The organism is Bradyrhizobium nivariense (assembly GCF_029846695.2).
Lineage (GTDB): Bacteria > Pseudomonadota > Alphaproteobacteria > Rhizobiales > Xanthobacteraceae > Bradyrhizobium.
Genome location: NZ_JARWCR020000031.1, coordinates 14,247 through 39,698, shown reverse-complemented (window position 1 = coordinate 39,698; position 25,452 = coordinate 14,247). Strand labels below are relative to the sequence as shown.

Annotated in this window: 24 protein-coding genes; 10 read left to right on the top strand and 14 right to left on the bottom strand. The window is 64.3% G+C overall.

What is annotated here, in order from left to right; all coding sequences use genetic code 11:
- Positions 1-60: 60 nt before the first annotated feature.
- Positions 61-606 carry a response regulator gene (locus tag QCM77_RS24095; protein ID WP_008133731.1) on the top strand — a complete coding sequence of 182 codons (546 nt, stop codon included), beginning with the start codon at positions 61-63 and terminating at the stop codon, positions 604-606.
- 31 nt (positions 607-637) lie between these two features.
- Positions 638-1,216 (top strand): Hpt domain-containing protein, encoded by a 579-nt coding sequence (locus tag QCM77_RS24090; protein ID WP_279685189.1) that lies wholly within the window; start codon positions 638-640, stop codon positions 1,214-1,216.
- Between the two features lie 147 nt (positions 1,217-1,363).
- On the opposite strand, the gene QCM77_RS24085 is transcribed toward QCM77_RS24090, so the two are convergent.
- The 4 genes from QCM77_RS24085 to folE all read right to left on the bottom strand — a co-directional run bounded on the left by QCM77_RS24085 (position 1,364) and on the right by folE (position 5,023).
- Positions 1,364-2,539: a DUF2336 domain-containing protein gene (locus QCM77_RS24085; protein ID WP_279685188.1), complete on the bottom strand. Its 1,176-nt coding sequence runs from the start codon at positions 2,537-2,539 to the stop codon at positions 1,364-1,366.
- A 156-nt stretch (positions 2,540-2,695) separates the two neighbouring features.
- Complete coding sequence (locus tag QCM77_RS24080; protein ID WP_279685243.1) at positions 2,696-3,775, bottom strand: lytic transglycosylase domain-containing protein; 1,080 nt, start codon at positions 3,773-3,775, stop codon at positions 2,696-2,698.
- Positions 3,776-3,881: 106 nt separating this feature from the next.
- Positions 3,882-4,304 carry a phosphoribosyl-AMP cyclohydrolase gene (hisI, locus tag QCM77_RS24075; protein ID WP_279685186.1) on the bottom strand — a complete coding sequence of 141 codons (423 nt, stop codon included), beginning with the start codon at positions 4,302-4,304 and terminating at the stop codon, positions 3,882-3,884.
- 29 nt (positions 4,305-4,333) lie between these two features.
- Entirely contained in the window at positions 4,334-5,023 is a 690-nt protein-coding gene (folE, locus tag QCM77_RS24070) for a GTP cyclohydrolase I FolE (RefSeq protein WP_279685185.1), read from the bottom strand.
- A gap of 242 nt (positions 5,024-5,265) precedes the next feature.
- Here folE and QCM77_RS24065 point away from each other — a divergent pair, with 242 nt between their 5' ends.
- Entirely contained in the window at positions 5,266-5,721 is a 456-nt protein-coding gene (locus tag QCM77_RS24065; RefSeq protein WP_279660869.1) for an iron-sulfur cluster assembly scaffold protein, read from the top strand.
- A 46-nt stretch (positions 5,722-5,767) separates the two neighbouring features.
- Here QCM77_RS24065 and QCM77_RS24060 read toward each other — a convergent pair whose 3' ends face one another.
- Positions 5,768-6,691: a COG3904 family protein gene (locus QCM77_RS24060; RefSeq protein WP_462804349.1), complete on the bottom strand. Its 924-nt coding sequence runs from the start codon at positions 6,689-6,691 to the stop codon at positions 5,768-5,770.
- Between the two features lie 218 nt (positions 6,692-6,909).
- Here QCM77_RS24060 and yidD point away from each other — a divergent pair, with 218 nt between their 5' ends.
- Entirely contained in the window at positions 6,910-7,254 is a 345-nt protein-coding gene (gene yidD / locus QCM77_RS24055; RefSeq protein WP_279660867.1) for a membrane protein insertion efficiency factor YidD, read from the top strand.
- Between the two features lie 85 nt (positions 7,255-7,339).
- Complete coding sequence (locus tag QCM77_RS24050; RefSeq protein ID WP_279660866.1) at positions 7,340-7,552, top strand: hypothetical protein; 213 nt, start codon at positions 7,340-7,342, stop codon at positions 7,550-7,552.
- Positions 7,553-7,560: 8 nt separating this feature from the next.
- On the opposite strand, the gene QCM77_RS24045 is transcribed toward QCM77_RS24050, so the two are convergent.
- From QCM77_RS24045 to QCM77_RS24035, 3 genes are read right to left on the bottom strand one after another with little or no spacing between them, the layout of a single operon-like run.
- The gene (locus QCM77_RS24045) at positions 7,561-8,514 is read right to left on the bottom strand and encodes a PDR/VanB family oxidoreductase (RefSeq protein WP_279685181.1); all 954 of its coding nucleotides are present in this window, start codon (positions 8,512-8,514) and stop codon (positions 7,561-7,563) included.
- Complete coding sequence (locus QCM77_RS24040; RefSeq protein WP_279660904.1) at positions 8,511-9,032, bottom strand: MOSC domain-containing protein; 522 nt, start codon at positions 9,030-9,032, stop codon at positions 8,511-8,513. Before QCM77_RS24040 ends, QCM77_RS24045 begins: the two co-directional genes overlap by 4 nt.
- Positions 9,033-9,087: 55 nt before the next feature.
- On the bottom strand, positions 9,088-10,401 hold the full coding sequence (locus QCM77_RS24035) for an MFS transporter (protein WP_279660864.1): 1,314 nt from the start codon (positions 10,399-10,401) through the stop codon (positions 9,088-9,090).
- A 354-nt stretch (positions 10,402-10,755) separates the two neighbouring features.
- Here QCM77_RS24035 and QCM77_RS24030 point away from each other — a divergent pair, with 354 nt between their 5' ends.
- Complete coding sequence (locus QCM77_RS24030) at positions 10,756-11,319, top strand: helix-turn-helix domain-containing protein (RefSeq protein WP_279685180.1); 564 nt, start codon at positions 10,756-10,758, stop codon at positions 11,317-11,319.
- Between the two features lie 21 nt (positions 11,320-11,340).
- Here the strand turns inward: QCM77_RS24030 and QCM77_RS24025 are convergent, their stop codons facing one another.
- Together QCM77_RS24025 and QCM77_RS24020 are read right to left on the bottom strand one after the other, a co-directional pair.
- On the bottom strand, positions 11,341-12,555 hold the full coding sequence (locus QCM77_RS24025) for a hypothetical protein (RefSeq protein ID WP_279685179.1): 1,215 nt from the start codon (positions 12,553-12,555) through the stop codon (positions 11,341-11,343).
- 2 nt (positions 12,556-12,557) lie between these two features.
- The gene (locus QCM77_RS24020) at positions 12,558-13,925 is read right to left on the bottom strand and encodes an APC family permease (protein WP_279685178.1); all 1,368 of its coding nucleotides are present in this window, start codon (positions 13,923-13,925) and stop codon (positions 12,558-12,560) included.
- Positions 13,926-14,254: 329 nt separating this feature from the next.
- Here QCM77_RS24020 and QCM77_RS24015 point away from each other — a divergent pair, with 329 nt between their 5' ends.
- Positions 14,255-15,580, top strand: coding sequence for an alpha/beta hydrolase (locus QCM77_RS24015; RefSeq protein ID WP_279660903.1), 1,326 nt, complete (start codon positions 14,255-14,257; stop codon positions 15,578-15,580).
- Between the two features lie 91 nt (positions 15,581-15,671).
- Here QCM77_RS24015 and QCM77_RS24010 read toward each other — a convergent pair whose 3' ends face one another.
- Together QCM77_RS24010 and QCM77_RS24005 are read right to left on the bottom strand one after the other, a co-directional pair.
- Positions 15,672-16,064, bottom strand: a complete 393-nt coding sequence (locus QCM77_RS24010; RefSeq protein ID WP_279685177.1) for a hypothetical protein — start codon at positions 16,062-16,064, stop codon at positions 15,672-15,674.
- 92 nt (positions 16,065-16,156) lie between these two features.
- Positions 16,157-17,329 carry an MFS transporter gene (locus QCM77_RS24005; RefSeq protein WP_279660859.1) on the bottom strand — a complete coding sequence of 391 codons (1,173 nt, stop codon included), beginning with the start codon at positions 17,327-17,329 and terminating at the stop codon, positions 16,157-16,159.
- Between the two features lie 185 nt (positions 17,330-17,514).
- Here QCM77_RS24005 and thrS point away from each other — a divergent pair, with 185 nt between their 5' ends.
- The 3 genes from thrS (at position 17,515) to QCM77_RS23990 (ending at position 21,603) form a co-directional block, all read left to right on the top strand.
- Positions 17,515-19,614 carry a threonine--tRNA ligase gene (gene thrS, locus QCM77_RS24000; RefSeq protein ID WP_279660858.1) on the top strand — a complete coding sequence of 700 codons (2,100 nt, stop codon included), beginning with the start codon at positions 17,515-17,517 and terminating at the stop codon, positions 19,612-19,614.
- Between the two features lie 93 nt (positions 19,615-19,707).
- Positions 19,708-20,271, top strand: coding sequence for a nitroreductase family protein (locus tag QCM77_RS23995; RefSeq protein WP_279660857.1), 564 nt, complete (start codon positions 19,708-19,710; stop codon positions 20,269-20,271).
- Positions 20,272-20,334: 63 nt separating this feature from the next.
- Complete coding sequence (locus tag QCM77_RS23990) at positions 20,335-21,603, top strand: serine hydrolase domain-containing protein (RefSeq protein ID WP_279660856.1); 1,269 nt, start codon at positions 20,335-20,337, stop codon at positions 21,601-21,603.
- On the opposite strand, the gene QCM77_RS23985 is transcribed toward QCM77_RS23990, so the two are convergent.
- Together QCM77_RS23985 and QCM77_RS23980 are read right to left on the bottom strand one after the other, a co-directional pair.
- Positions 21,589-24,051, bottom strand: coding sequence for a putative bifunctional diguanylate cyclase/phosphodiesterase (locus QCM77_RS23985; RefSeq protein WP_279660855.1), 2,463 nt, complete (start codon positions 24,049-24,051; stop codon positions 21,589-21,591). The two genes, QCM77_RS23990 and QCM77_RS23985, sit on opposite strands and share 15 nt — an antisense overlap.
- 946 nt (positions 24,052-24,997) lie before the next feature.
- On the bottom strand, positions 24,998-25,435 hold the full coding sequence (locus tag QCM77_RS23980; protein ID WP_279660854.1) for a hypothetical protein: 438 nt from the start codon (positions 25,433-25,435) through the stop codon (positions 24,998-25,000).
- Between the last annotated feature and the right edge of the window lie 17 nt (positions 25,436-25,452).

The window sequence follows — 25,452 nt, the reverse complement described above, 5'->3', positions numbered from 1 at the left end:
CCTTCGTTAACTCCCGGCGAGATATGGTTAACGAAAGTTGACCGCTTCGGCCCGGGCTCCATGTTCCGCATCGATTTCAACAAGCTGCGTTTCCTCGTCTGCGACGACAATCCGCACATGCGCCGCATTCTGCGGACGCTGCTGCATTCCTTTGGCGCGCGTGAAGTCTACGAGGCCGAGGACGGCGCCACGGCGCTGGAAATGTACAGCCATTACGTGCCCGACATCGTCATCACGGACTGGGCGATGCCGATCTTCGACGGGCTCGAGCTGGCGCAGATGATCCGGCAGCCGGAATCCAAGGGCAATCCTTACGCGCCGATCATCATGCTGACCGGCCATTCCGAGAAGCGCCGCGTCACCGTGGCGCGCGATGCCGGCGTCACCGAATTTTTGGCCAAGCCGATCTCAGCCAAGGGGCTCTACCAGCGTATCCTCAACGTGGTCGCCAGTCCCCGCCCCTTCATCAAGACCAAGACCTATTTCGGCCCGGACCGGCGCCGCAACACCAACTCCGCCTATATGGGCCCCGAGCGCCGCGTCGGCGAAAAGCACGAGGTGCTGCAGCAGCCCTCGCTGCTCGACAAGGCCCGCTCCTCCATCTAGCGCAACGTCTCTCACGATCGAGGCCGATATCATGGCGAAGCACAGCGCAAGGGACATCAAGGTCACGGCCTTCGCCACGCATCAAATCATCACGCAGCCCAATCCGCTGCGGACGGTCTTGCGCCGTGTCGAAGAGAAGGACATGGACGATCCGATCGGCCGCGCCGAACAGGCGCTCGCGGGCCTCGCCGGCGAGTTCAAGGACTGGATGGCGACCGAGATCAACCGGCTGTCGGCCGCCTACGTCGCCATCCGGCACGACGGCTTCACCAAGGACAGGCGCGACGAGCTGTTTCGCGCCGCGCACGACATCAAGGGCGACGCCGCGACCTTCGGCTATCCGGCGGCGGCGGGCGTTGCCGAGAGCCTGTGCCGCGTCATCGAGCACGCGCCCGATCTTGAAAAGGTGCCGGCCGAGCTGTTCACGCACCACATCAACGCCATCCTCGCCATCGTGCACGAGAACACGAAGCTCGACAGCATCAGCGTCTCCGCCGAGCTCAGCCGGCGCCTGCGCAAGGTCGCCGACGACTATCTCGCCCAGGTCAACCGCGACCGCCCCGAGCATCTCGAGATGATCCTCGCACCGAGCGTCGTGCCGGCGGGGTAACCATAGGCGTCGTTCCGGCGAAGGCCGGAACCCATAACCACCAGCGGAAATTGTTGCAAAAGGCGGCAGCCATCTCGCTTCAATTGCGAGACCTCGCGGTATGGGCCCCGGCCCCCCCGTGCGCAATTGCGCACTAGAAGCTACGATTCAGGCCGCGATCAGATCGTCATAGACCGGCGCGATCGCCTCGTCCGCGACCAGCTCGTCGCAGAACAGCCTTGCCTCTTCGCGCGCGGATTCTGTGGCGAAGCGGCGCAGCAGGACCAGCAGCGGCTCGGTCGCGCCGCGGTCGGTCTCGCAATGGGTGAGCACGCGCTCGACCATGCGGCGGCGCAGCCGCGCCGCATTGTCGTCGCTATCGACGAAGCCTTGCTCGTGGCAGGCATCGAGCGCGACCTGGAAGGCCGCAAACGTCGCCTCGGGAAGCCCGGCGCGGCGGAGCAGCGCGTGCAGGCTATTGCCGCCGCGATCGTGCAGCAGCGCGGAGACGCGCGCCAGCGGCAGGTCGGCGAGTTCAGCCAGCGCCGCGTCGAACAGGTCGAGATTGCTCGACAGCAGCGCGCGCAGAATAAGACCCGCGGTGAGCTGGCCGGTGATGCGCAGGTGCCGAACAAGTCCTTGCATGTCTTCGCCGCGCGAGCGCGCCGCGATGTTCATGGTGGAGCGGTCACGCGCCTCGATCGCGATGCGCTCGGCGCGGTCGGCACTCAGCCAGTTGCGGGCCACGACGAATTGCGCCAGCGTCTCGGAGAGTTTTGCCACCAGTGCGGCGCGCGTGGCGGACGGCAGATCCTCCAGCACCAGCATCGCTTCTCGGATCGCGGCGAGATGGCCGTGACGCTCGACGATGCGATCCCAGGAGAACGGCGCAAGCTCGGCATGAGGATTTTCGATCAGCTCGAGCGCTGCCGCGGCGCAGCCGACTTCGGCAATGGCGGCGCAGACCGATACCGGCAGCGCGATGCGGCGGGCGACTGCGCACTGCACTTCGTCGTTGCCGGTCGCGACGATGTCGACGAGATCGGCGTCGATCAGCAGCGGAGAATGTTCGAGCACGGGCAGCGCGACGGTCGGCTGATCCGCCGACAGCGCCCGCACGATTGCGGCCGGCGCCTCAATGCTGCGCGCAAAAGCCTCGGCCATCGCCTGCCGCACCAGCGGCGAGGGATCGTCGAGCAGCATCAGAAGCGCGCCCTCGGCGGCAACCCGGTCGTCATTGGAAAGGTCTGAGATCAGCCAGGCCCGGGCCAGTGCCCGCGTCGCCTCGGCCCGCTCGCCGGCGGGCGCTGTCCTGATCCAATTGATGAACTGCCGAACAATCATGCTGCTTCCGGCTTACGCAACGAAGACGAAGCGGTGACGGCTTGTCACCTGCAACACAAAATAAACCACGACGCTTAACAAAGCGTTCACCATAACTGACTGGTTTTGTTGACGTTTTGTTAATGGAACAAGAGCGCTTCGGCGCGCGTGCAGATACTAGCTGCTGAACGTGCCGTTGCGATCGCTGAAGAGATCGAGCGGCTGCGGCGGCCGCACGTCTGGCGTTGCCGATGCGACGGAGGTCGCGGGTGCGACCGAGGTGAGCGAGGCGTTGTTGCCCCACAATTTCTGCACGGTCGTCGAGACCGGCTGCGTGGCATCGCCGGGCTGATAGATCGAGCGAAACACCGGCGTGCTCGGCGCATTGTCCGCGACGGTCGTTGGCGCTGTCGCGCTCACCGGCGTCACGCCGCGCGTATCCGGAAAGGTCTGGAGATAGGCGGCATTGTCGATCACCGGCGCGCTCGGCTGCACGCCGTTGGCGCTCGCGACCTGCGTGGTCGACGGCGTGTCGCCATACGCCGCCATCGCGCTGCGCGTCGGTTTCGCATTCGCGGCGCTCGCATAGCGCGTGTCCAGCACCGAATAGACCTCGGAGACGCTGCGGGCGCGGCCGTCCTTGGCGTAGAAGATCGAGCGATTGGCGGAAGCCGCATTGGGAAACAACCGCGCGCCGACCGCTTGCGGATTGTCCTCGGCATTGGCAATCAGCTTGGCGGCGCCGCCGACACCCATGAAATGCGCCATGTAGAGTTCGCTGTCGCTCGGCCTGCGGCCGAGTAGCCCCGTGAGCTTGAAGCTGTTCGACTGCGTCAGCGCAGCCGCCATGCTGGAGGCGGCCTCCGGATCGTCGCGCAGCTTCATGATCGAGCGCTTCATCGCGGGATCATCGACGGTGTAGCTGCCCGACGAGCTCTTGCTGATGGCGTCGGAATAGCTGCCATAGCCGAGCTGGGTACCCGCCTCCTTCACCGTGCCGAGCCAGGTCTGGTCGATGAACTGGTAGAGCCCGTGCGCCGACGATGTGGTGGCCCCGGCCGTCGGATCGAAATCCGATTCCATCTTGGCGGTGGTCAGCATGTATTGGAAGCTGACGCCAGCGACGCTCGAGGCCTGCTTGATCGCACCGGCGACGCGTGCCCGCGACGGATCGAGAACCGCCGTCTGAGAGGCACTGGAATTGTCGACCGACATGATGAAGTGCCCGCCCCGCGCGGCATTGACCGGCGCCGGCAATTCGGCGCCCTGTCGTCTCACCGTGGGACAGGTATGGTTAAAGCGGGGTTAATTCAGCTCTCGCCGTCATTCCGGGGCGCACCTTCGGAGCGCCCCGGAATGACGGCTATTTCTTGTAGACCGCATCCGGATCGAACAGCCTGTCCGCATCGACGAAGACGAGCTTGGCGCCGCCGTCTTCGGCCTCGACCTTGCGATAGAAGCAGGAGCGGCGGCCGGTGTGGCACGCCGCGCCGATCTGCTCGACGCGGAGCCAGACCGCGTCCTGGTCGCAATCGGTACGCATCTCGACCACGCGCTGGGTCTGACCCGACGTCTCACCTTTTCGCCACAAGGCATTGCGCGAGCGGCTGAAGTACCAGGCTTCGCCGGTCGCAATGGTCTTGCGCAGCGCCTCGTCGTTCATGTGGGCGACCATCAGCACGTCGCCGGTGGCGACGTCGGTCGCGACGACGGTCACGAGGCCGGCAGCGTCGAACCTGGGCTGGAAGGCAAGCCCTTCCTCGACATCATGAGAGTGAGCGGACACGGACGTCCTCGCCAAAAGCGTTCGCGAGGTCAGCGCGTGCCTCGCACCAGGGACAGAAAACGAGCCTGCTCCGCCGGATTGTCGCGGAACATGCCGGTGAAGCGGCTGGTGAAGGTGGAGGCGCCATGCTTGGCGACGCCGCGCACCGACATGCAGGTATGCTCAGCCTCGATCAGCACGGCGACGCCGCGCGGTTTGAGGATCTCGTCGATCGCCGCCGCGATCTGCGCGGTCATGTGCTCCTGGGTCTGGAGCCGGCGGGCGAAGATGTCGGTGAGGCGCGCAAGCTTCGACAGGCCGACCACGCGTTCCACCGGCGTATAGGCAATGTGGGCCTTGCCGTAGAACGGCATCATGTGATGCTCGCATTGCGAAGTGAACTCGATGTCGCGCACAAGGACGAAATCATCATAGCCGGCGGTCTCGCCGAAGGTACGGTCGAGCACCTCGGCCGGGCACTGGTGGTAGCCCTGATAGAGTTCGTCGAAAGCCTCGACCACGCGGCGCGGCGTGTCGAGCAGGCCCTCGCGGTTGGTGTTCTCGCCGATATAGGCGAGCAGCGTCTTCACCGCCTGCTCGGCCTCGGCGCGCGCCGGGCGCGGCTGGTCGGCGCGGACGGCGGCCGCGAGGAATTCGGAAGGATCAAGCTCTGCCGGGCGGCTCTCGGGCTGCCGGTCGGAGGGCTTGTTGGGGCGGATGGATTTGATTGTAGCGTCCATGTCTACTCCGTTCGACGGCCTTGCGGCCGGAGTGTCACCGGCAGACGGGGCGGCGAAGCCGCCGGACGCCTGTAGAGAACAGTTTTGACGAAAAAGGCCCTTGGGTCATCACGCTGGCAGCGCAGATCTGAAAGACCGCCGACGCACCGCTGGGCTGTTTTTCCGCCAGTTCCCGCCCTATATAGGGCCATGAATGCTGCCCGCCAAGGCCGATCGGGTGAGGAAGTGCTGGACGCCATCACATGCTGAACGACATCTATAACAAGCGGATCATCGAACTGGCTGGGAATATTCCGCGGCTCGGGCGGTTGTCGGATCCCGATGCCACCGCGACCGCCCACTCCAAGCTGTGCGGCTCGACCGTCAAGATCGACCTCAAGATGGAGGGCGACAAGGTCACCGACTTCGCCCATGACGTGAAGGCCTGCGCGCTCGGGCAAGCCTCTTCATCCATCATGGCAAGTCAAATCGTCGGATCGACTGCGAGCGAACTCCGTGAGTTACGCGAAACTGTTCGCAAGATGCTGAAGGAGAACGGCGCGCCTCCTGAAGGTAAATGGGAAGAGATCAAGTTCCTCGAGCCGGTCCGCGACTACAAGGCGCGCCACGCCTCGACGCTCCTGACCTTCGATGCCGTGGTCGATGCCATCGGTCAGGTCGAGGCGAAGGCGAAGCAGCCCGCTGCGGCGCAAGGCTGATTCCGCGCCCGTCGCTGGGCCCCGAAATGAAATCAGAGATTCGAGGCTACTTCTGCGACGCCGTGCCCGGCGTGGCCACGCCGCCCGTCCGCACCAAAGCTTCCGCCGTCTTGGTCGACCTGGCCGGCTGCTCCGGTTCCGCACCGAACCTGGTCTGCGTCTTCGGTGCAAGCTCCGCCATTGCCGGCGCGGAGATGTCGACATGCGGCAGCACGTCGGCCACGAGATCAGTCGTCACGAGATTGGTGAGCTTGAGCTCGCCTGCATCGAGCTCGTGCAAATCTTCCCACGGCGGGACGCTGAGCGCGAGCGACAGCAGATCGCCGGCACCGCCCATGTCGAACGTGTATTTGGCGAGCCGGCCGATGTCGCGCTCCACGATCATCAGGTCCTGCGCGCTGTAGCTCGCCGCCTTGGCATCGTCGGCGCGGTCGCCCATCCAGATCTGGTGGACCCGGACATGGGCCGCTTCCGGCACGTAGCGCTTCTTGCCCGCCAGCAGCAGGAACACGCACATGGATTCGCAATAGGCCTCAGGCGCAACCGCCGGACGGGCCGACTGCCCGCCGCGGTTCTGAATGCTGATGCCGACCGTGGTCAAAAGTCCGAGATTGCGGAAGCGCCTGCCGAGCGTGATCGCGTCGTTGACGGAACCGCCGCTGGAATCGAGCACAACAGTGGCGCCGCCGAGCTGGCGCCCGCGGGAGAATTCTTCAAAATCCTTGGGCGTGTCGGCGGTGATGATGCCGATCGCGCTGACCCAGCCGCGACAATTCGGCTCGCAGGCGACCCAGCCGAACTTCATCGGCAGCTTGCGCTCTTCGAGGGCAGCACCGGCTCGGGCCGACGACCCGAATGTCGCGACGGCGCCAGCCAGCACGACTCCACAAGCGGCGGTTCCCACCAGCAACCAGCCGCGAAGATTGAGCGCCTTCAGAAATTTCAAACTGATCCCTTCCCCAAGCCCCATTTGCGCGATTATCCCCGGTTCGCGCTCGATGAGTCGATCATACAGACGTATGTTTCCACCGCTGTCACAAAAATGGTATCCGGGGGAATACAGATCGTCCATAGATACTTGCTGCACTGCTCCCAAAAAGCACGCAAAATATGGCGTACAAACAACAGCTTACAGTTCCCTGCATCGGAACCGCGCAATCCCTCGCCCAGGATCGCAGCAAAGCGCCCATGAAGCATTCAGCCTGCGAGCATTGTTCCAATCCCGTCGATGGCGCGCTCCGGCTCCCGCGTAGATTCGGTCGCGCGCTGATCTGGCTGTACCGGCACACGCTGTCGCCACTGGTCGGTTACAATTGCCGCCACCTGCCGACCTGCTCGGTCTATGGCGACGAGGCGATCGAGCGCTTCGGGCTTTGGGCCGGCGGCTGGATGACGCTTGCGCGCCTGTTGCGCTGCAACCCCTTCGGCACCTCGGGCATCGACAACGTGCCCCTCACCGCGCCACAAGGCGCACGCTGGTACTTGCCCTGGCGATATGGCCGCTGGCGCGGCGTCAACGCGTCCTCGGCATGATGCGGCGCATTGTGCGTCGCTACCTTGAGTGGAACCGGAATTCTCGTCTCGCGTTGATGTGATGCTCCCACGGGAGGAAACAACAATGCGCTGGAAAATCAGCCCTCATTTTCACTTCAGGCTTGGACCGGATTCCCGGGGCGGTTCGAGAGGCCACGATCCCAGAACTCTCGACATGCTCGCGATCATAGCCCTGCTGATGCTCGTGGCCGGCTCCGGCTGGTATCTGGCGACGAGTTTTACGACGCCGCAAAGCACGACGGCGTTCATCGTGCCGAGCCAGAGCGTGCACTGGTAGGCTGGACTTTAGAGATCCAGCACCAGCCGGTCCGCGTCTGATCCGGCGACGCAGACCATGAGATATCGTTCGCGCTCGTAGGGCGACAGGATGTGGTCGCGGTGCACGGGCTTGCCCTCGAGCCAGCCGACCTTGCAGGCACCGCAGATGCCGCCGCAGCACGAGGCGGATATGTCGATGCCCCCTTCCTGCAAAGCAGCCAGCATGGTCTGGCCCGCACGAACCTGGATTTCGGTTCCCATGCGCGCAAGCGACAGGGTGAAGGGCTTTGCGTCGGGATCGATGACCGGTGGCGCTGCAACGAAACGCTCGATATGAACATTGGCTGCGGGCCACGCGGCGGTCACCCGTTCGAAATCGTCAATCATGCTTTCCGGCCCGCAGCACGCGACCAGCGTCTCCGCTCCGCCCTCCCCGACCAGCGACGCGAGATCCGGACGTCCTTCCCGGGACGTGCGATGCACGACGATGCGACCGTCATCGCTCAACGGCGCGAGGTGAGACGCGAGCGGCACCTCCTCGCGCACAATCAGATGCAGCGCGAAATCCGCATCTCCCGTCCGCGCGAGGTGCCGCGCCGTCGACAGAAACGGCGTCACGCCGATACCGCCCGCGATGAATACGTAGCGTGCGAAAGCATCGCACGCCAGCCCGCCGCGCGGCAGCGAGACGCCGATGACGTCGCCGATCCTGATCTCATCGTGAAGTGTGCGCGAGCCGCCTCGTCCATCGGTCTCGCGCTTCACCGCGATGACATAGCGCGTGTTGTCAGCGGGCTCGTTGCACAGCGAATAGGTGCGGACGAGGCCGTTCGGCAGGTGCAGGTCGATATGCGCCCCGGGCTTGAAGGGCGGCAATTCCCAATTGTCGGGATCGATCAGCGTGAACAGCTTTATCCCGGCGCCGGCCTCTTCGATGCCGGCGACGACCGTCTTGATCGTCGTTATGGGCCGCGCGCTCATGCCGCGTTCCGCACGGTGTCGCCGACCCTGACGATGCCGCCTTGCAAGATCCTGCAGTTGAGGCCCGAGCGGTTGATGAGCGGATCGAAGATCGCCTTGCCGGTGATCTCCTCGATATGCCGGCATGGAATCGATAATCGGGTTGCTTCCAGCAAGGTCTCACCTAACCAGAAGCGGCGGCCGACCAGGTGATTCAACGGCACGCCCTCGACCGTCACGTTGCGGCGATGCTCCTCGGGACCGAGTTCGATTCCCGCGTCGCGCTTGAGCGCGACCAAGGTTTCGAGCTCGAACAGGGTGACCTGCCGGCCCTCTTCGGGCTTGTGCGAATAAAATCCTTCCTCGCGCCCGATCATGTAGCGGTCGCCCTCGATCCCTTGGCCGGCGACGAGAGCAAGCTGCTCCATCGCGCGCATTGGCAGGAACGCGCGCGGGGCGAGATGGAGAAAGCGGACCAAGCCAGTCCAGCCGAGGCGTGCTGTGCTATGAGCCGAGCCGGCGTCTATCTCATCGAGCATGACAGAATCCTTGTGGGAAGCGATGGCGCGCCGCAAGAAGCGGCGCGCCGCGGAATCAGGTCAGTTCCTTGTTCGCCATCTCCGGCGCGAACGTGGTCGCAATCGCGGTGATAGTCGCGCAGCCGATCAGCAGCAGCGATACCGGCCATGTGGCGCCGCCGCTCCAGGCCATCAGAGAGGCCGCGATCAGCGGCGTTAACCCGCCGCTCAAGGCCGCGCCGACCTGAAACCCGAGCGAAGCCCCGCTGTAACGCAGGCGCGCGGAAAACAGCTCGGAGTACCAGGGCGCGCCGATGCCGAACATCACCATCTGGCCGAAGGTGATCGCGACCACGATGGTGCAAATGACGATGGTGGGATCGCGGGTATTGAGCAGCCAGAACAGCGGGAAGGCAAACAGCGCCGAGAACAGGCAGCTCGCGTAGAACATCGTCTTGCGGCCGAGCAGGTCGGACAGCCAGCCGAACAGCGGAATGGCGACCAGCGCGACCAGGGATGCCGCGAAGGCGCCGTTCAGCACCACCGCGCGTGACAGGCCAAGATTGGCTGTGGCGTAGGACATCACGAACACGCCGCCGATGCTGGCATAGGCGATCTCGGAAATCTTCAGCCCAACCGCTGTGAAGAAGGGCCTGCGGTGATGCTTGAAGATCTCCACCACCGGCAGCTTCGCGACCTCCTTCTTGGCCTGGACCTGCCGGAAGGCGGACGTCTCCTCCATATTGAGGCGGATGTAGAGACCAACGCCGACGAGGACGATCGAGATCAGAAAGGGGATGCGCCAGCCATAGGTCATGAAGTCACTTTCCGGCAGGCTCGCCACCAGCGCAAACATGCCGATCGCGGCGAGATTGCCGATGGGATTGCCGACCTGCACCATGCTGCCGAGCAGGCCGCGGCGGTGCGTCGGGCAGTTCTCCACCACCATCAGCACCGCGCCACCCCATTCGCCGCCGAGGCCGATGCCCTGGAGGAATCGCAGGCCGATCAGGAGCAGCGGCGCGGCGATCCCGATCTGCTGATAGGTCGGAAGCAGGCCGATCAGGAAGGTACCGATGCCCATCACCATGATCGTGATCGCGAGCATCGCCTTGCGGCCGACCCGGTCGCCGTAGTGACCGAAGATCGCGGCGCCAAGCGGCCGCGCCAGAAAGCCGACCGCATAAGTGCCGAACGCCGCGATGGTGGCGAGCGTGGGATTGCCGGCAGCGAAGAAGACCTTGTTGAAGACCAGCGCGGTCGCCGTGCCGTAGATGAGGAAGTCGTACCATTCGACCGCGGTGCCGATCACGCTCGACCACACGATCCGCCGCAAGCTCGCCGCCTCGTCCGGCGCTACGTTCAGGGTTACGTCGTCTGCTACGGTCATCGATCTCTCCAAAAAGTACCGGCGCCAGGGGAAGCAGTTGGTTCTGTCCACGGAGCCCATCGGCAGCCCGGACGGTAAAATCGATCATGTTTACTGTTGGAAATCAACGACGCGGAACGCGGCAAATGCCACGCGGAGCGGCAAAACGTGCTTATTGCTCTGTTTTTGAGCTAATTGATGCGATATACCAGAGTCTCTGCTTACAATATCCGCGCCCTTGCTCTAAATTTCTGCGCATTAGTTTTCCTTTGGAATACACTTGCGCGTACACGGAAGGGACAGCGCGCCCCGCCGGACTGGCAGTCGGGCGGCATCTGTTGCAAAAGAGACATCAGCAGTTCGGGAGACTCATGCGTGCTTGATGTCGGCAAAGCGGCAGCCGTCGGGGCCAACATTCGCCAGGCGCGGATCGCCAAGGGCCTGACGTTGGACCAGCTTGCCAAGCAGAGTGATCTCACCCGCGGCTACATCTCGCTGGTCGAGCGCAACCTGAAGATCCCTTCGCTCGCCGCCCTGCTGCGGATGGCAGCCGCGCTCGAGGTCAACGTCGCGAATTTCTTCGACCCGAACGCCGAGCCCGCGCCGCGCTACACCCTGTTCCGCCGTGAAGGCGGCAACGTGCCGCTGTTTCAGGACACCTTTGGCGTGGTGCCACTGGCAACCGGCCGCACCCGCAAGATGATGGAGCCGTTCCTCCTGAGCCCGCCGCACAAATCGGCGACGCGCGCCTCGCATGCGGGCGAGGAGTTGCTGTTCGTCATCAATGGCAAGATCGCCATCAAGCTCGACGGCGAAGAACTCGTCCTCGGCAAGGGCGATTGCCTGTATTTTTCAGGCGAGACACCGCACGAGGTCAGGAGCCTCGGCCGGCAGAAGGCGGAGGTCCTGGTCGTCGTCGCCCAAAGCCCGGCGGCGTAACGCCGGGCCTTAGCACCGGGCCTAACGGGACCAGAAAAAGCGTCCGGGCGGCGGCGGGACCGGCTCGGGCGGACGTGGCCGCTTCGGACGCGGCGGTTTTGGCGATGGCTCGGCGGATGAGGTGGTCTCCGCGCCCGGCGCCGTCTCGCTTCCCGGCACCTTCACCGACAACAGCAAGTTCGACTCGTGCATCCGCCAGCGGTAGCCGACGCCGAAATCGATCGGCTGGGCGCGCGTGAACAGCGCGGCGTAGCGTTCCTGATAGCGGCTGGGGAACTCGCCGATCGGTCCGAGATAGCGGCCGAACGGGAAGAACCGCCATTGCCGCGCGTTGTAGTTCGAAAGCGGAATGCCGGAATCGTCCTGGACGATGGTCGCGCTGTTGGCGAGCAGCCAGTCGCGCGCGACGGTGAAGTTGCCGGAGTGCAAGAGATAGGACGCACTTTTGATCAGGCTGTTGCCGGGGCCGAGCGTCTCGCAGAACTTCAGGAAGCCGGCTGCGCGTGCACCCGAATTGGAGAGATCGGTCGAGAAATAATACAAGGTGCGCGCTTCCCCATCGCTGCCGACGAAGGTGATACGGGCGCCGCGCGTCGCGTTCGGTCCTGGATTGTCGTTGCCGACATGCATCCCGCCCTTGTCGTCGAGCGCAACCATCTCGACATTGCGGATGGTCTTGCCGGAGCGGGCGAGGAAGACATAGAGGATCGGCAAGGTGCCGTTGACCTGGTTGGCGTGCAGGTCGACCTTCATTTGCTTGGTGATGAAGAAGGAAAAACTCAGGATCGAGCCCAGCGATCGCTCGACATTGTAGAGCGCGGCGCCGACCGAACCGCGCGGCAGCCGAGTCAGGTCAGGCACCGCACCGACCGGCTCCAGCGCGCCGAGCACGTAGGTGCTGGCCTTCGAATAAAAGGCGTTGGCGTAGAGGAAGTCGGGGCCGCTGAACAAATAAAACATGGTCGGCCTGGGCGCTGCCAGATTGACGTCGGCCCAGTTGCGGATCTTCGAGAGCTGGCGCTGTTCGAGCTGCGCGAAGGCGCCGTCGAAGAACCTTGCGTGGCGCTGCCAGCCCGGGTCCTTCGTGAGCGGCACCAGCGGCGAATCCGCCGAAGGCTGCATGCCCGCAAGGAAGCGCGCGGTATCGTCGAAAGTGACGTCGGCGGCACGCGCGGAGGAAACGGACGCAGCCAGCAAGGCGAGAGCGACGGCCGCAATTCTCATGGGTCGAAACATGTCTATTCGCGATGTGATGAAGTGCCAGCGGCGACCGGCCGCCTGCGGAAAACAGCATAAATCAACAGGCCCGAGAGCATGACGAGCATCCCCGCCAGCGACTGCACCAGCCGCTCGGTCAAAAGGTAGTACATCATGAATGCGGTCACGAGCAGGAAAACGAGCGGCGTGAACGGGTATCCCCAGGCGCGATAGGGCCGCGGCAGGTCGGGATCGGTGATGCGCAACTTGATGACGCCGGCGACCGTGAAGAACGAGCAGAACAGCAGCGCGAACTGGATGAAGTCGAGCACCGCCTCGAAGCTGCGGGTGAACAGCAGCAGATTGGCGACGGCGAGCTGAAACAGGATGGCATAGGCCGGCGCGCCACGCACCGATTTCTGCGAGAACACGCGCAGCGCCGGGATGTCCTCCCCCATCGTCATCATCACGCGCGGACCGATCCACATCATCGCGCTGATCGAGGAGATCAGGCCGACGCAGATCATCGCGCCGACGATCCGGCCGCCGAGATTGCCGAAGATGGCGCTGCCGGCGACGCTGGCGACGTCGAGCTGGCCGGCAAGCGCGCTGACCGGCGTCGAGTAGAGAAACACCGCATTCAGCGCGACGTACAGCACGAGCACGATCAGCGTGCCCGCGAGCAGCGCGCGCGGCAGGCTCTGCTGCGGCGTGTTCATCTCGCCGATGATGTAGGTCGCGGCATTCCAGCCCGAGAACGAATACATCACGAATACGAGCCCGATCGCGAAGGGTGCGCTGGCGATATGCGCGAGATCGCCAGCCTGCGGTGTGAAGGCGATCGGCTGCGGCACGCCGACGATGAAACCGGCGACCAGAAAGGCGACGATCAGCACGACCTTTAAGATCGTCGAGATCAGCTGGAAGGTCGAGGAGTGCCTGACGCCGGTCAGCTGCACGAGCGAGACCAGCCACACCACAGCGATGGCAAGCGGGATCGGCGGCAGATCGGGGACGACCGATTTGGCGTATTCGCCGAAGGCCATCGCGGCGAGCGCGACGGGTGCTGCAAAGCCAACCGTCGCCGACACCCAGCCGGCGAGAAAGCCGAAGGCGGGATGATAGGCGCGGCCGAGGAAATTGTACTCGCCGCTCGAGCGTGGAAACATCGCGCCGAGCTCGCTGTAGGAGAACACCCCGCACAGCGCGACGATGCCGCCGACGGTCCACAGCAAGAGGATCGAAAAACCGGACGGGATATCCTTGACCTGGAAGCCGAGGCTGGTGAAGACGCCGACCCCGATCATGTCGGCCACGACGATGGCGGTTGCGACCAGAACGGAGACACCCGGCCCGCTTCCGGTCAGCCGGCCGGTCCAGGGCGCAGTACCCGCATCTGATGCCGTCATCGGGGTCCTCAACCTCAGGCGTCACGCCTCGTGGGAAGCATCGTGCAGTTCGGTCCAGTCAATTCAAGCAGGGTTAACAAGGGTTAAATGAGGCAGGCCAAATCGGTACTTTAACACCCTTAATGCCCGGTCAGGGGCAATATACCTTCGTAAACACCGGGATATCCCGTTTGCCTTCCCCACAATCACGACACGATTGCATGGTCCTTTTGAGCGTTCCGGATGTGGGGAAGTTTCTCCGGACACTTAACGTCGCCTAAACGCCCATCGGCTCAATTGTCTTAATAATTGCCGATGGACTTGTGGTCATGACTTGGGGTCATGGGTGGATGGTCGGGGCCGTTCCGAAACTGCGAGCTGACATTCGTGCCGATCGGACGACGTCCGGCGTGCGCGGTCGTGCGCTCCGTATCGTTCTGATCTCAGCCTTGGTGCCGTTGTCGCTGACGTTGGTTCAATGCGGCAAGGCGCCCAATCCGGCAGCGCTCGTGGCGAACTCGCAGGCCAACGTCCAGGTCGTTGCGAAGACAAATCAGCAGGTCGCAAGCAGCGACACGTTCGAGGATCGCTTCCCGGCCCCGCAGTTCAGGGAGCGCTTCCCGTCCGCGAGCGAGGGTTTTCTGCAAGGGCAGATGTCGGACTTCTCGCCCAAGCGCGCCGTGCAGCAGCAGCCACAGCCGGAGCAGGCGCCCTACAAGGTTGCTTCGCTCGCGCCGCAAGCCCCCTACCAGCGTCCGCCGCGCGAGGACCTGACGACGCTCGTCAGTATGAAGTCGTCAGCCTTCCCCTATTTCGGCAACAACCCCGCCTCCGACACCCCGTTCCTCAACATCTCCAAGGGCGACCGCCGCGGCCACCGCAGCTATTCCGGGCGCGTGTTCTGGCAGGACGAGACTTACAGCGACAACCGCGTGCTGATGCACGTGCCCGAACATTTCGACGTGCGTAAGCCGGGCGTGATCGTGGTGTTCTTCCACGGCAATGGCGCAACGCTCGAGCGCGACGTGCGCGACCGGCAGCTGGTGCCGCAGCAGGTCACCGATTCCGGCGCCAACGCCATCCTGCTTGCACCGCAGATGGCGATTGACGCCGCCGATTCCAGCGCCGGCAAGTTCTGGCAGGCGGGCGGCCTCAAGCGCTTCTTGGAAGAGTCTGCGACTCATCTGGCCCGGGTCACCGGCGATCCCAACAGCGCACGCGTCTTCGCCAATATGCCGATCGTGATCGTCGGCTACAGCGGCGGCTTCCTGCCGACGGCCTGGAGCCTCGAGGTCGGCGGCATCAGCGACCGCGTCCGCGGCGTCGTGCTGCTCGACGCCGTCTACGGCGAAATGGACAAGTTCGCCTCATGGATCGAGAGCCACCGCTCCGGCTTCTTCGTCAGCTCCTACACCCGCTACACCGCGCGGCGCGACCGCGAACTGATGAGCACGCTGCGGCAGAAAGGCATCACCGTTTCCGAAGACATGGACGGCCCGTTGCGTCCCGGCAGCGTCGTGTTCGTCGAAACCGGGGACGGCATCACCCATCGCGACTATGTGAACCGCGCCTGGACGCGGGATCCGCTCAAAGACGTATTGGTGAAGATGTCGGCGACGCCATCCCTCGCGCTCACGCGCGTGGCCTCCACCAATCCATCCGCATCGAGCCGCTAGGCTCGCGGTATTGCGCCTGGGCCGTGCTGAGCCGGATCAGCGACTGACCGTCCGGTTTCTAGACCTTAGCCATTGGCCTCAGGTCTTGACGTCAGGTCTTGGGCAGTTTCGGAATGCTCTCGGCAAAGCCGTTGAAGCAGGCCAGTCGCTCGTCCTCTTCCTTGAAGAAACGGCAATCGGCGTAGCCCTTGGCCTTTGCCGGCTTCGGCTTCGGCGCCGGCGCGATCACGGCATCGTAGCAATTGAGCCGGTCCTTGGTGCCGTCATCGAGATCGAGGCAGGCCTGGAGCCGCGCCGCGATCGATTGCGGCTTGCCCTTCGGCGCCGCAGCCGGCTTGGCCGTAGCCTCCTTGGTCCCCGCCTTGGTGCCCTTGGGCTTGACCTGCACCAACGGCTTGTCCCCGACCATCGGTGGTGGCTTGTCGGCTTGCGCGAAAGCGGAGGCTGAATAGAGCACCGCGGCAACCGCCAGAATCATCCTCATCTCAGTCAACTCTCTTTGGTCCCCATGACCGGCCTTCTAGCGCCCCGGCGCGCGGTTTGCCAAGCACCTTGCGCACACGAAAACGCTTCCGTTCAGGCCGGGGCGGCAGTTGCCGGCCGGGGCCGGGTCAGGATCACCAGGATCAGCGCCAGCACGACGAAACCGACCGCGACGAAGCCGAGCGCATGCAGGAGCTCGTGGGCGAACAGCAATCCGCCGATCGCGGAGCCGACCGCCTGGCCGATATAGAGGACGGAGGTGTTGAGTGCGACGGTCGCCGATGCCAGCGACGGCGCGGCCGAGACCAGCCGCACCTGCTGCATCGAATTGGTCGAGGCAAAGCCGAGGCCCCAGATCGCGACCGCACCCGCCATCAACACGAGCGTACCGGCGCCGAGCGCCCAGCCCGTGATCCCTGCAAGCAGCAGGCAGGTGAACAGCAGCGAGGTGCGATAGGGTCCCGAGGTGTCGACGATGCGGGTCGCGATGACAACGCCGAGGAAGCCGCAGACGCCATAGAGAGCGAACACCATGCCGATCGCATCGGGGCCTGCGCCGGTCAGCTTCCTGAGCAGCGGGCCTATGAAAGTGAAGACCACGAACTGCCCGGACATTTGCAGCATCGTGATCGCAAGCAGCAGCAGGATAGCCCTGCTTCGGCCGACCGTGCTCCAGGTCTTCAGGTCCACCGGCGTGCCCTTCAAGCCCGCCGGCAGCCGCATCAGCAACAGCAGCAGGCTGACGCAGCCGAGCACGCCGATCTCGCCATAGGCCGCGCGCCAGCCATAGCGGCTGGCGATGAAGGTGATCAGCGGCAGGCCGACGGCGGCAGCGAGCGACCAGCCGAGAAAGATGTAGGCGATCGTGCTGCCGCGACGCTCCACCGGCACGATCAACGCCGCCGTGCCGGCGGCCTGCGGCGTATAGAGCGCGCCGACCGCGAGCATCACCAGACGGATGACGAGGAGACTCGCATAGTCGGGCGCAAAGGCGGAGGCGAGATTGCCAAAAGCGAGCACCGCCAGCGTCGTGGTCAGCAGCGTCCGGCGCTCGATCCGGCTGGTGAGCCAGGCCGTCAGCGGCGAGCCGATGCACAGGATGAGTGCGCCGAAGGTGATCAGGAGCCCGGCCGCATGGATGCTGACGTCGAGCCCCGTCGCCAATTCCGGCAGCATGCCCGCCGGCGCCAGCACCGAGCAGCCGGTGACGAGATTGCCGAGCATCAGGGCGGTTGGCGCGAAGCGGCCGGCGCGTGCATTTTCCATGCAAACGCATGTAGAGCAGACCTGCGACCAATTAAAGGGCTTGCCCGGATTAGTTCGTGCAGCGCCCCGGCTTTTGCGCGCCAGTTTCTTGGAAATGCCGGATTGCGCAGGCCGAATCGCCTGATATATCGCTCGTTCCCGCTTACCTGCGCTCGTTCGCAGGAGTGAGCCTCAGGAGACATGCAATGACCGACCAATCCAAGGACCAATCCAAGTCCGAGCAAGCCAAGGCCGAACAAGCCAAGTCTGAACAAGCCAAGTCTGAATCCGGCTTCCAGTACAGCCTCAGCAATTTGAGGCCCGTGACCCCACCGGAAAAAATCACCCTCACCTTCCCGGACGGCGCCCGGCGCGAATACGCCAAGAGCATCACCGGCCTCGATATCGCCAAGGGCATTTCGCCGTCGCTGGCCAAGCGCACGGTCGCGATGGCGCTCGACGGCGTGGTCTCCGACCTCGACGATCCCATCGAAGCCGACGCCAGGATCGAGCTGATCAACCGCGACGATCCGCGCGCGCTCGAATTGATCCGCCACGACTGCGCCCACGTGCTTGCCGAAGCCGTGCAGACGCTGTGGCCGGGCACCCAGGTCACCATCGGTCCCGTGATCGAGAACGGTTTCTATTACGACTTCTTCCGCAACGAGCCGTTCACGCCGGAAGACTTTGCCGCGATCGAGAAAAAGATGCGCGAGCTCATCGCGCGGGACAAACCTTTCACGAAGGAGGTCTGGGATCGCGAAAAGACCAAACAGGTGTTCCGCGACAAGGGCGAGGCGTTCAAGGTCGAGCTGGTCGACGCCATTCCCGGCAACGAGCCGATCAAGATCTACTACCAGGGCGACTGGTTCGATCTCTGCCGCGGCCCGCACATGACCTCGACCGGCAAAGTCGGCAACGCCTTCAGGCTGATGAAGGTGGCGGGCGCCTATTGGCGCGGCGACAGCAACAACCCGATGCTGACCCGGATTTACGGCACGGCGTTCGCCAAGCAGGAGGACCTCGACGCTTATCTGAAGCAGATCGAGGAAGCGGAAAAGCGCGACCATCGCAAGCTCGGGCGCGAGCTCGACCTCTTCCACTTCCAGGAGGAAGGTCCGGGCGTCGTGTTCTGGCACGCCAAGGGCTGGACCATCTTCCAGCAGCTGATCGCCTATATGCGGCGACGCCTGACCGGCGACTACAGCGAGGTCAACGCGCCGCAGATCCTCGACAAGTCCTTGTGGGAGACCTCCGGCCATTGGGGCTGGTATCGCGAGAACATGTTCGCGGCGCAGTCGGCCGGCGACGAGGCCGAGGACAAGCGCTGGTTCGCGCTGAAGCCGATGAACTGCCCGGGCCACGTGCAGATCTTCAAGCATGGCCTGAAGAGCTACCGCGACCTGCCGCTGCGGCTCGCCGAGTTCGGCGTGGTGCATCGCTACGAGCCGTCCGGCGCCATGCATGGCTTGATGCGCGTGCGCGGCTTCACCCAGGACGACGCGCATATCTTCTGCATGGAGGATCAGCTCGCCGACGAGTGCCTGAAGATCAACGAGCTGATCCTGTCGACCTACGCCGATTTCGGCTTCACCGGCGATCTCACGGTGAAGCTGTCGACCCGGCCGGAGAAACGCGTCGGCACCGACGCGATGTGGGATCACGCCGAGCGCGTGATGGCCACCGTGCTGCGCGAGATCCAGACGCAGAACAATCACATCAAGACCGAGATCAACCCGGGCGAAGGCGCCTTCTACGGGCCGAAGTTCGAATACGTGCTGCGCGATGCCATCGGCCGCGACTGGCAATGCGGCACCACGCAGGTCGACTTCAACCTGCCGGAACGGTTCGGTGCGTTCTACATCGACCACGACAGCGGCAAGAAGCCGCCGGTCATGGTGCACCGCGCGATCTGCGGTTCGATGGAGCGCTTCATTGGCATCCTGATCGAGCACTATGCCGGCAACTTCCCGCTCTGGCTGGCGCCGGTGCAGGTGGTGGTCACCACCATCACGTCGGAGGCCGACGAGTATGCCAAGCAGGTGCTTGAGCAGGTCCGGCGTGCGGGACTTCGGGCCGAGATCGACCTGCGCAACGAAAAGATCAACTACAAGGTCCGCGAGCATTCCCTGGCCAAGATTCCGGCACTGCTCGTGGTCGGCAAGAAAGAGGCCGAGACGCAGTCGGTCTCGGTCCGCCGGCTCGGCAGCGACGGGCAGAACGTGACGACGACGGTGGAGGCGCTCGCCGCCCTCGTCGACGAAGCGACCCCGCCGGATGTGAAGCGGGCCCGCAGCGCGATCTGATCCCTGAAATCGATCTAAACGCGCTTTCGGTTGCGGGCGTGCATGCTTATCTCGGCATGGCACGCCCGCCGACCAGCCGAAGAGGATATCCCCGTGCCCGACGCCATCGAACTCCTGAAGACCCGCCGCTCGGTCAAGCCGCGCGAGATGTCCGGGCCCGGCCCCTCCCCGGCCGAGCTCGAGACGATCCTCACCATCGGCGCGCGCGTGCCCGACCATGGCAAGCTCGCGCCCTGGCGCTTCATCATCTTCGAGGGCGATGCGCGCCAGCGCGCCGGCGAGGTGATCGCTAAGGTGTTTGCCCGGAAGAATCCGGGCGCGCCGGCGGCCGATGTCGAGACCGAGCGGAAACGCCTCACGGATGCTCCGCTGGTGATCGGCGTCGTCAGCTTCACCAAGCCGCATCCGAAGGTGCCGGCCTTCGAGCAGGAATTGTCGGCCGGCGCCAGCGCCATGAACATCGTCACGGCCGCGACGGCGCTGGGCTACGGCGCCTGCTGGCTGACCGGCTGGTTCTCTTTCGATCGTGACGTGCTGGATGGCCTCGGCCTGAAGCCGCACGAGAAACTCGCCGGGTTCGTCCATATCGGCAAGCCGACCAAGCCGAGCGAGGACCGCCCGCGACCGGTCCTTTCCGAAATCGTGACGCGATTTTAATCGAAGGCTTGTTGACGCCTTCGAGGTCTTGCGGCTTTGATCCCCGCAAGGGAGGAAGCCCGGATGAAGCGTCGTGAATTTCTGGTCGGAGCCGCGCTGCTGGCCGGTACGATGGCGCGGGGCCGCGCCGCCGACATCCCGGCGCCGTCGTCCGACGGGCTCGACCGCATCACAGCGTACTTTGACAACGAGGTGACGAGCGGCCGGCTGCCGGGCGCCGTGATCCTGGTCCAGCAGCACGGCAAGCCGGTCTATCTGAAGAATTTTGGCGTGCGCGACACCCGGACGGGCCTCGCGATGGCGCCCGATACGATCTTCGCCATCCACTCGATGACCAAGCCGATCACGTGCCTCGGCGCGATGATGCTGATCGACGAGGGCAAGCTCGCGCTCACCGACCCCGTGTCGAAATACATTCCCCTCTTTGCCGACACCAAGGTGGGCCTCGAGGTCACCAATCCCGACGGCACGTTGCATCTGGATCTCGTAGCCCCAATCCGTCCCGTCAATATCGAGGATCTGCTGCGGCACACCTCGGGCATCAGCTACGATTATATCGGCGGCAAATGGGTCGAGCAGGCCTACAAGGCCGCCAACATCTTCGAAGGTCAATTCAACAACAGGGAATTCGCCCAACGCATCGCGAAGCTGCCGCTGGCGCGGCAGCCGGGGACGCTGTGGCGCTACGGTCATTCCACCGACGTGCTCGGCAGCATCATCGAGATCATCTCGGGCCAGACACTCTCCGAATTCCTCAAGCAGCGCATCTTCGATCCGCTCAGCATGAGCAGCACCAAGTTCGTGCTGGCGACCGAGGTCGAGCTCGCGCGGATGGCGCGGCCGCTGCCGAACGACTACATCCTGCTCGCCGCCGAGCGCGACCGCCTCGACCACCCCGAATGGCAGTCCGGCGGCGGCGGGCTGCTCTCGACCATCACCGACTATCAGCGCTTCGCGCAAATGCTGCTCAATGGCGGCGAGTTCGAGGGCAAGCGCTATTTGAGCGCCGCGGCCTTCAAGGCCATGACGACCGATCACGTCGGGCCGGGCTCGGGCGTCGGACGCGATTACTTCTATTTTCCGGGCGACGGCTTCGGCTATGGCTATGGCCTTGCAGTGCGGACCGATCCCGGCAACGCCAAACCGCCGCCACCGGGCTCGCTCGGTGAGTTGAAATGGGACAGTGGCAGCGGCACCTATTTCGGCGTCGATCCCAAGCTCGACATGGTCTACCTCCTGATGCAGCAGACCCAGAACGAGCGCAGCCGCATCACGCCTGCCTTCAAGGCGCTGGTCTATGACTGTTATCCGTCCGAGTTACGCCGCCCGTGAAGCACGCTGGCCGAAATCGGCGAGCAGCTTTGCGATCTCGGCGGCGGGCCGCGCCGCGCTGAACAAGAAGCCCTGCACTTCGTTGCAGCCTTCCGCGCGCAGCCAGTCGAGCTGGTCCTCGGTCTCGACGCCTTCTGCGGTCGTGGTGATGTTGAGACTGCGGCCAAGCCCCGAGATCGCACGCACGATCGCGACGCAATCGGGCCGCTCTGCCAGATCCTTGACGAAGGAGCGGTCGATCTTGATCTTGTCGAAGGGGAAGCTGCGGAGATAGCTGAGGCTGGAATAGCCGGTGCCGAAATCATCCATGGAGATGCTGACGCCGAGTTCGCGCAACTGATGCAGGATGGCGAGATTGGCGTCGGTCTCGGCCAGGAAGATCGACTCGGTGATCTCGAGCTCGAGCCGCTTCGGCGACAGGCCGGACTGCGCCAGTGCCGAAATCACGACCTGAACCAGGTTGCGGCTGCGGAATTGCGCCGGCGACAGATTGACGGCGACCTTGACGTCGACAGGCCATTTCACCGCCTCGGAGCAGGCCTCGCGCAGCACCCACTCACCGAGCTGGGTGATCAGACCGATGTCCTCGGCGACCGGAATGAACTCCGCCGGCGAGATCATGCCCTTGTCGGGGTGATGCCAGCGCAGCAGCGATTCGAAGCCGGAGATGCGGTCGGAGGCGATCGACACCAGCGGCTGGTAGTGCAGCTCGAACTCGCCATTGGCAAACGCGCGGCGCAGATCGAGCTCCATGTCACGGCGCTTCTGCGCCTGCAGATCCATCTCGCGCTCGAAGAAATGATGCACGCCGCCGCCGTCCGACTTCGCCCGGTACAGCGCCATGTCGGCGTTGCGCATCAACTCTTCCGACGTCGTACCGTCGCCCGGCGACAGCGCGATGCCGATGCTGGCGCCGATCACCATCTCCTGCCCGTCGATGTCATAGGGCGCCTTCAGCATGTCGATCAGCAAGCTCGCGCAGGCGCTCGCCTCGTTGGGCGAGACGTCGGCCGCCAGGATCACCGCGAACTCGTCGCCGCCGAGCCGGGCCGCGAGATTGGCGCCGCGGACCGCGCTGCTCAGACGGGCGGCAACCTCCTTCAACAGGCGGTCGCCCACCGGATGGCCGAAGGAATCGTTGATGTTCTTGAACAGGTCGAGATCGATGTAGAGCACGCCGACCCGTTTTCCTCCGGCCTGGTCGAGCGCCTGCTTCAGGCGCTCCTGGAAATATTCGCGGTTCGGCAGATCGGTGAGCCCGTCATGGTGCGCCATGTGGGCGATCCGCGCCTCGGCCTTGCGCCGTTCGGTGATGTCGACCACCGCGACCAGGTAGCCGTCGCGATCGTCGAAGGCGACGCGGCGGCCGAAGGTGAGCACCTCGATCTCGCTGCCGTCGGCGCGCAGATGCCGCCAGTTGCGCGAGGAGTGATAGGTGTCGCCGATGCGTTCGAGCGCCTCGGCATGGCTGTCCCACTCGTCCTGCGGCCAGATCTCGTGCAGCTTCATGCGCAGGAAGGTGGCGCGGCTATAGCCGTAATGCTGGACCGCGGCGTCGTTGACGCTGAGAAACTGCTTGCTCTCGGCGTCGAACACCCACATCGGCATCGGATTGTTGTCGAACAGCAGGCGAAACGAGGCGTCGCGCCGCTTCAACACAGTGACATCCGAGATCGTCAGCGAGACCACGTCGGCGAACGCGGTGGCGCTCAGCCGGAGATGCCGCCCGTCGCTCTCGATCTCGAGCTGCTCGCCGCGACCGCCGGCGACGGCCTTGAGCAGGAATTCCATGACCTCAAGCGAGGCCAGCAGCGTGTCTCCTTCGCCGATCCGGCGCCACAACAGGCCCGCGCCTTCGGCCTTCAGCAGCAGCCCCGCACTCTTGTTGTGGTGCACGATCTGGAGATCGAACGGCTTGCCACCGGCATCGCGCAGCGTCGCCAGCGAGACCACCGCGTCGTCGGTCGAAGCGAAGATCGCGTCCAGAAGATTGTATTGCGCGCCGCGTTCGTTGATGTAGGCGCCGACCAGCGTCGCGCCCCACCGCGAGGCGGTCGGCAGCGCCAGCACGTCGTAGGTCCTGACCATGCCGTCGCGCACGCAATGCGCGCTCGCCTGGTGCGGCCGCCCGTTGGCGAGCGCGCTCGCCGCAGCCTCCGACAGCGCGGTGGCGCAATCGGGCGAGAGCGCGGCGACCGGGATGTCCCAGCGCTCTTCGCCGAGCCATTTCTGCACATAGCGCCCGCTGCGCGACAGTTCGAGCGCGCCGTCGTCCTTGAGCAGCGCGATATGGTCGGCGAGACGTCCGAGGCTGCCGAGCATCACGTCCTCGTAGCGCGGCAGCCGTTCGCCCGGCTTCAACGCGGCACGCCATTTGCGCTGAAGCACCGGGATGTCGTCAAACATTTCGGCGGCCGGTTTTCCCGACACTTTCTTCACGGCACTCATGGCAGTCCCCAACGCACTTTCCCGCTGCATCCAATGCAGCCGCGCTTAACGGCGTGTAAAGAGCGCACGAGCGCGGGTTCCGTTCGGCGATTATGACAGTTTAAAGTCGGGCGTTGGTTAGTGGGCGTTAGAGACTGTGACGGTTGTGCAAATGCATTGCTCTCGTGTCCCGGACGCGCTGCAGCGTTCTTACGCTGCTGCGCAGAGCCGGGACCCATCAAGCCACGGCAATCGCTGCAACATGGGCCCCGGCTCTGCAGCGCACCGCCAAGGGGCGCTGCGCTGCGTCCGGGGCACGAGACTGTTGTTGAATAACTGACATGGGATCGCATCCTCGCGGCGTGTTCGCCCGAGCTTTGCTTCATCGCCTCACCCTCAAATGAAAGGGCGCAGGGAAGACCGGGTGCCGGCTGGCACCCGCGGTCCACTGTGCGAAGGTTGCGCTACAAGAGGCTGCACAGCGGCATACAGGTGAAGCCCAACATCCGGCCTTCCCTGCGCAGTGGTTTTACGGCTTATGTCGTGCTCTCCCCGGGGAGCGATGCACTATTGCCCCCGTCGCCGTGCAGATGACTGATGCGCGCGGTCCGGTTGGACAGCGCACATCACCGCAAGACTTGACGCACAGACCCCGGGCGTCAGGACCACACGATTTTGCCGTACGCCGATCACACCGGTCGTGCGCGCGAGGACTCCGCTCACGGTTGCCCGCCCTGCGAAACCATTCGCGCCGATGTGATCAGCGTCCACCGCCGCCCGGCCCGCGTTCGTGACGATCGCGATACGCCCCTCTTCCTTGGGCCGGGTTGCGGCGACACATACGCCGTTTCCGAATTTCGGTAAAGTGGAATATTTTCGGCGGCGTGCGTTGACCGATAGATTGGGTGTTTTGCACGTCGGGCAACCCAAGATCTTGTAGTCCGGATGAGCGAAGCGAGGCGGGCCGCTAGTCCTCGCTGGAGGCCGCGGAGCGGTTGCGCAGATGGGCCTGCGACAACAGGAAGAACAATGCGCGCTCGCCATGATATTTGGCGGACGGCCGGGTCCGCTCGAAGCCATCGGCAAATATCTTGCCGGCCTGGTCGCACACCTGCCACCGCCAGCCAAACCGCTTACGCCTGGTGAGGATCACTTCGAACATCCCGACGAGCTTGGTCCCCTGCTCCTTGCCGGTCTCGCAGACACACCAGCCTGCTCCGGCCTCCCCCGTTAGAGGGACGCCCGACATATAACGCAGCAGGATGGAAAGCGAATAAAATTGATTAGCGGAAATAGGTATCTTGCACCGGCTGTGACGAAGTTGCGACGCCTCTGGAATAAGCCGGTGGTGCCGGTGTTCGTCGGCGCTCCGACGCAGCTTGGTAGCGCTGACAAAGGTATTCAAATCGGAACACCAAGCGG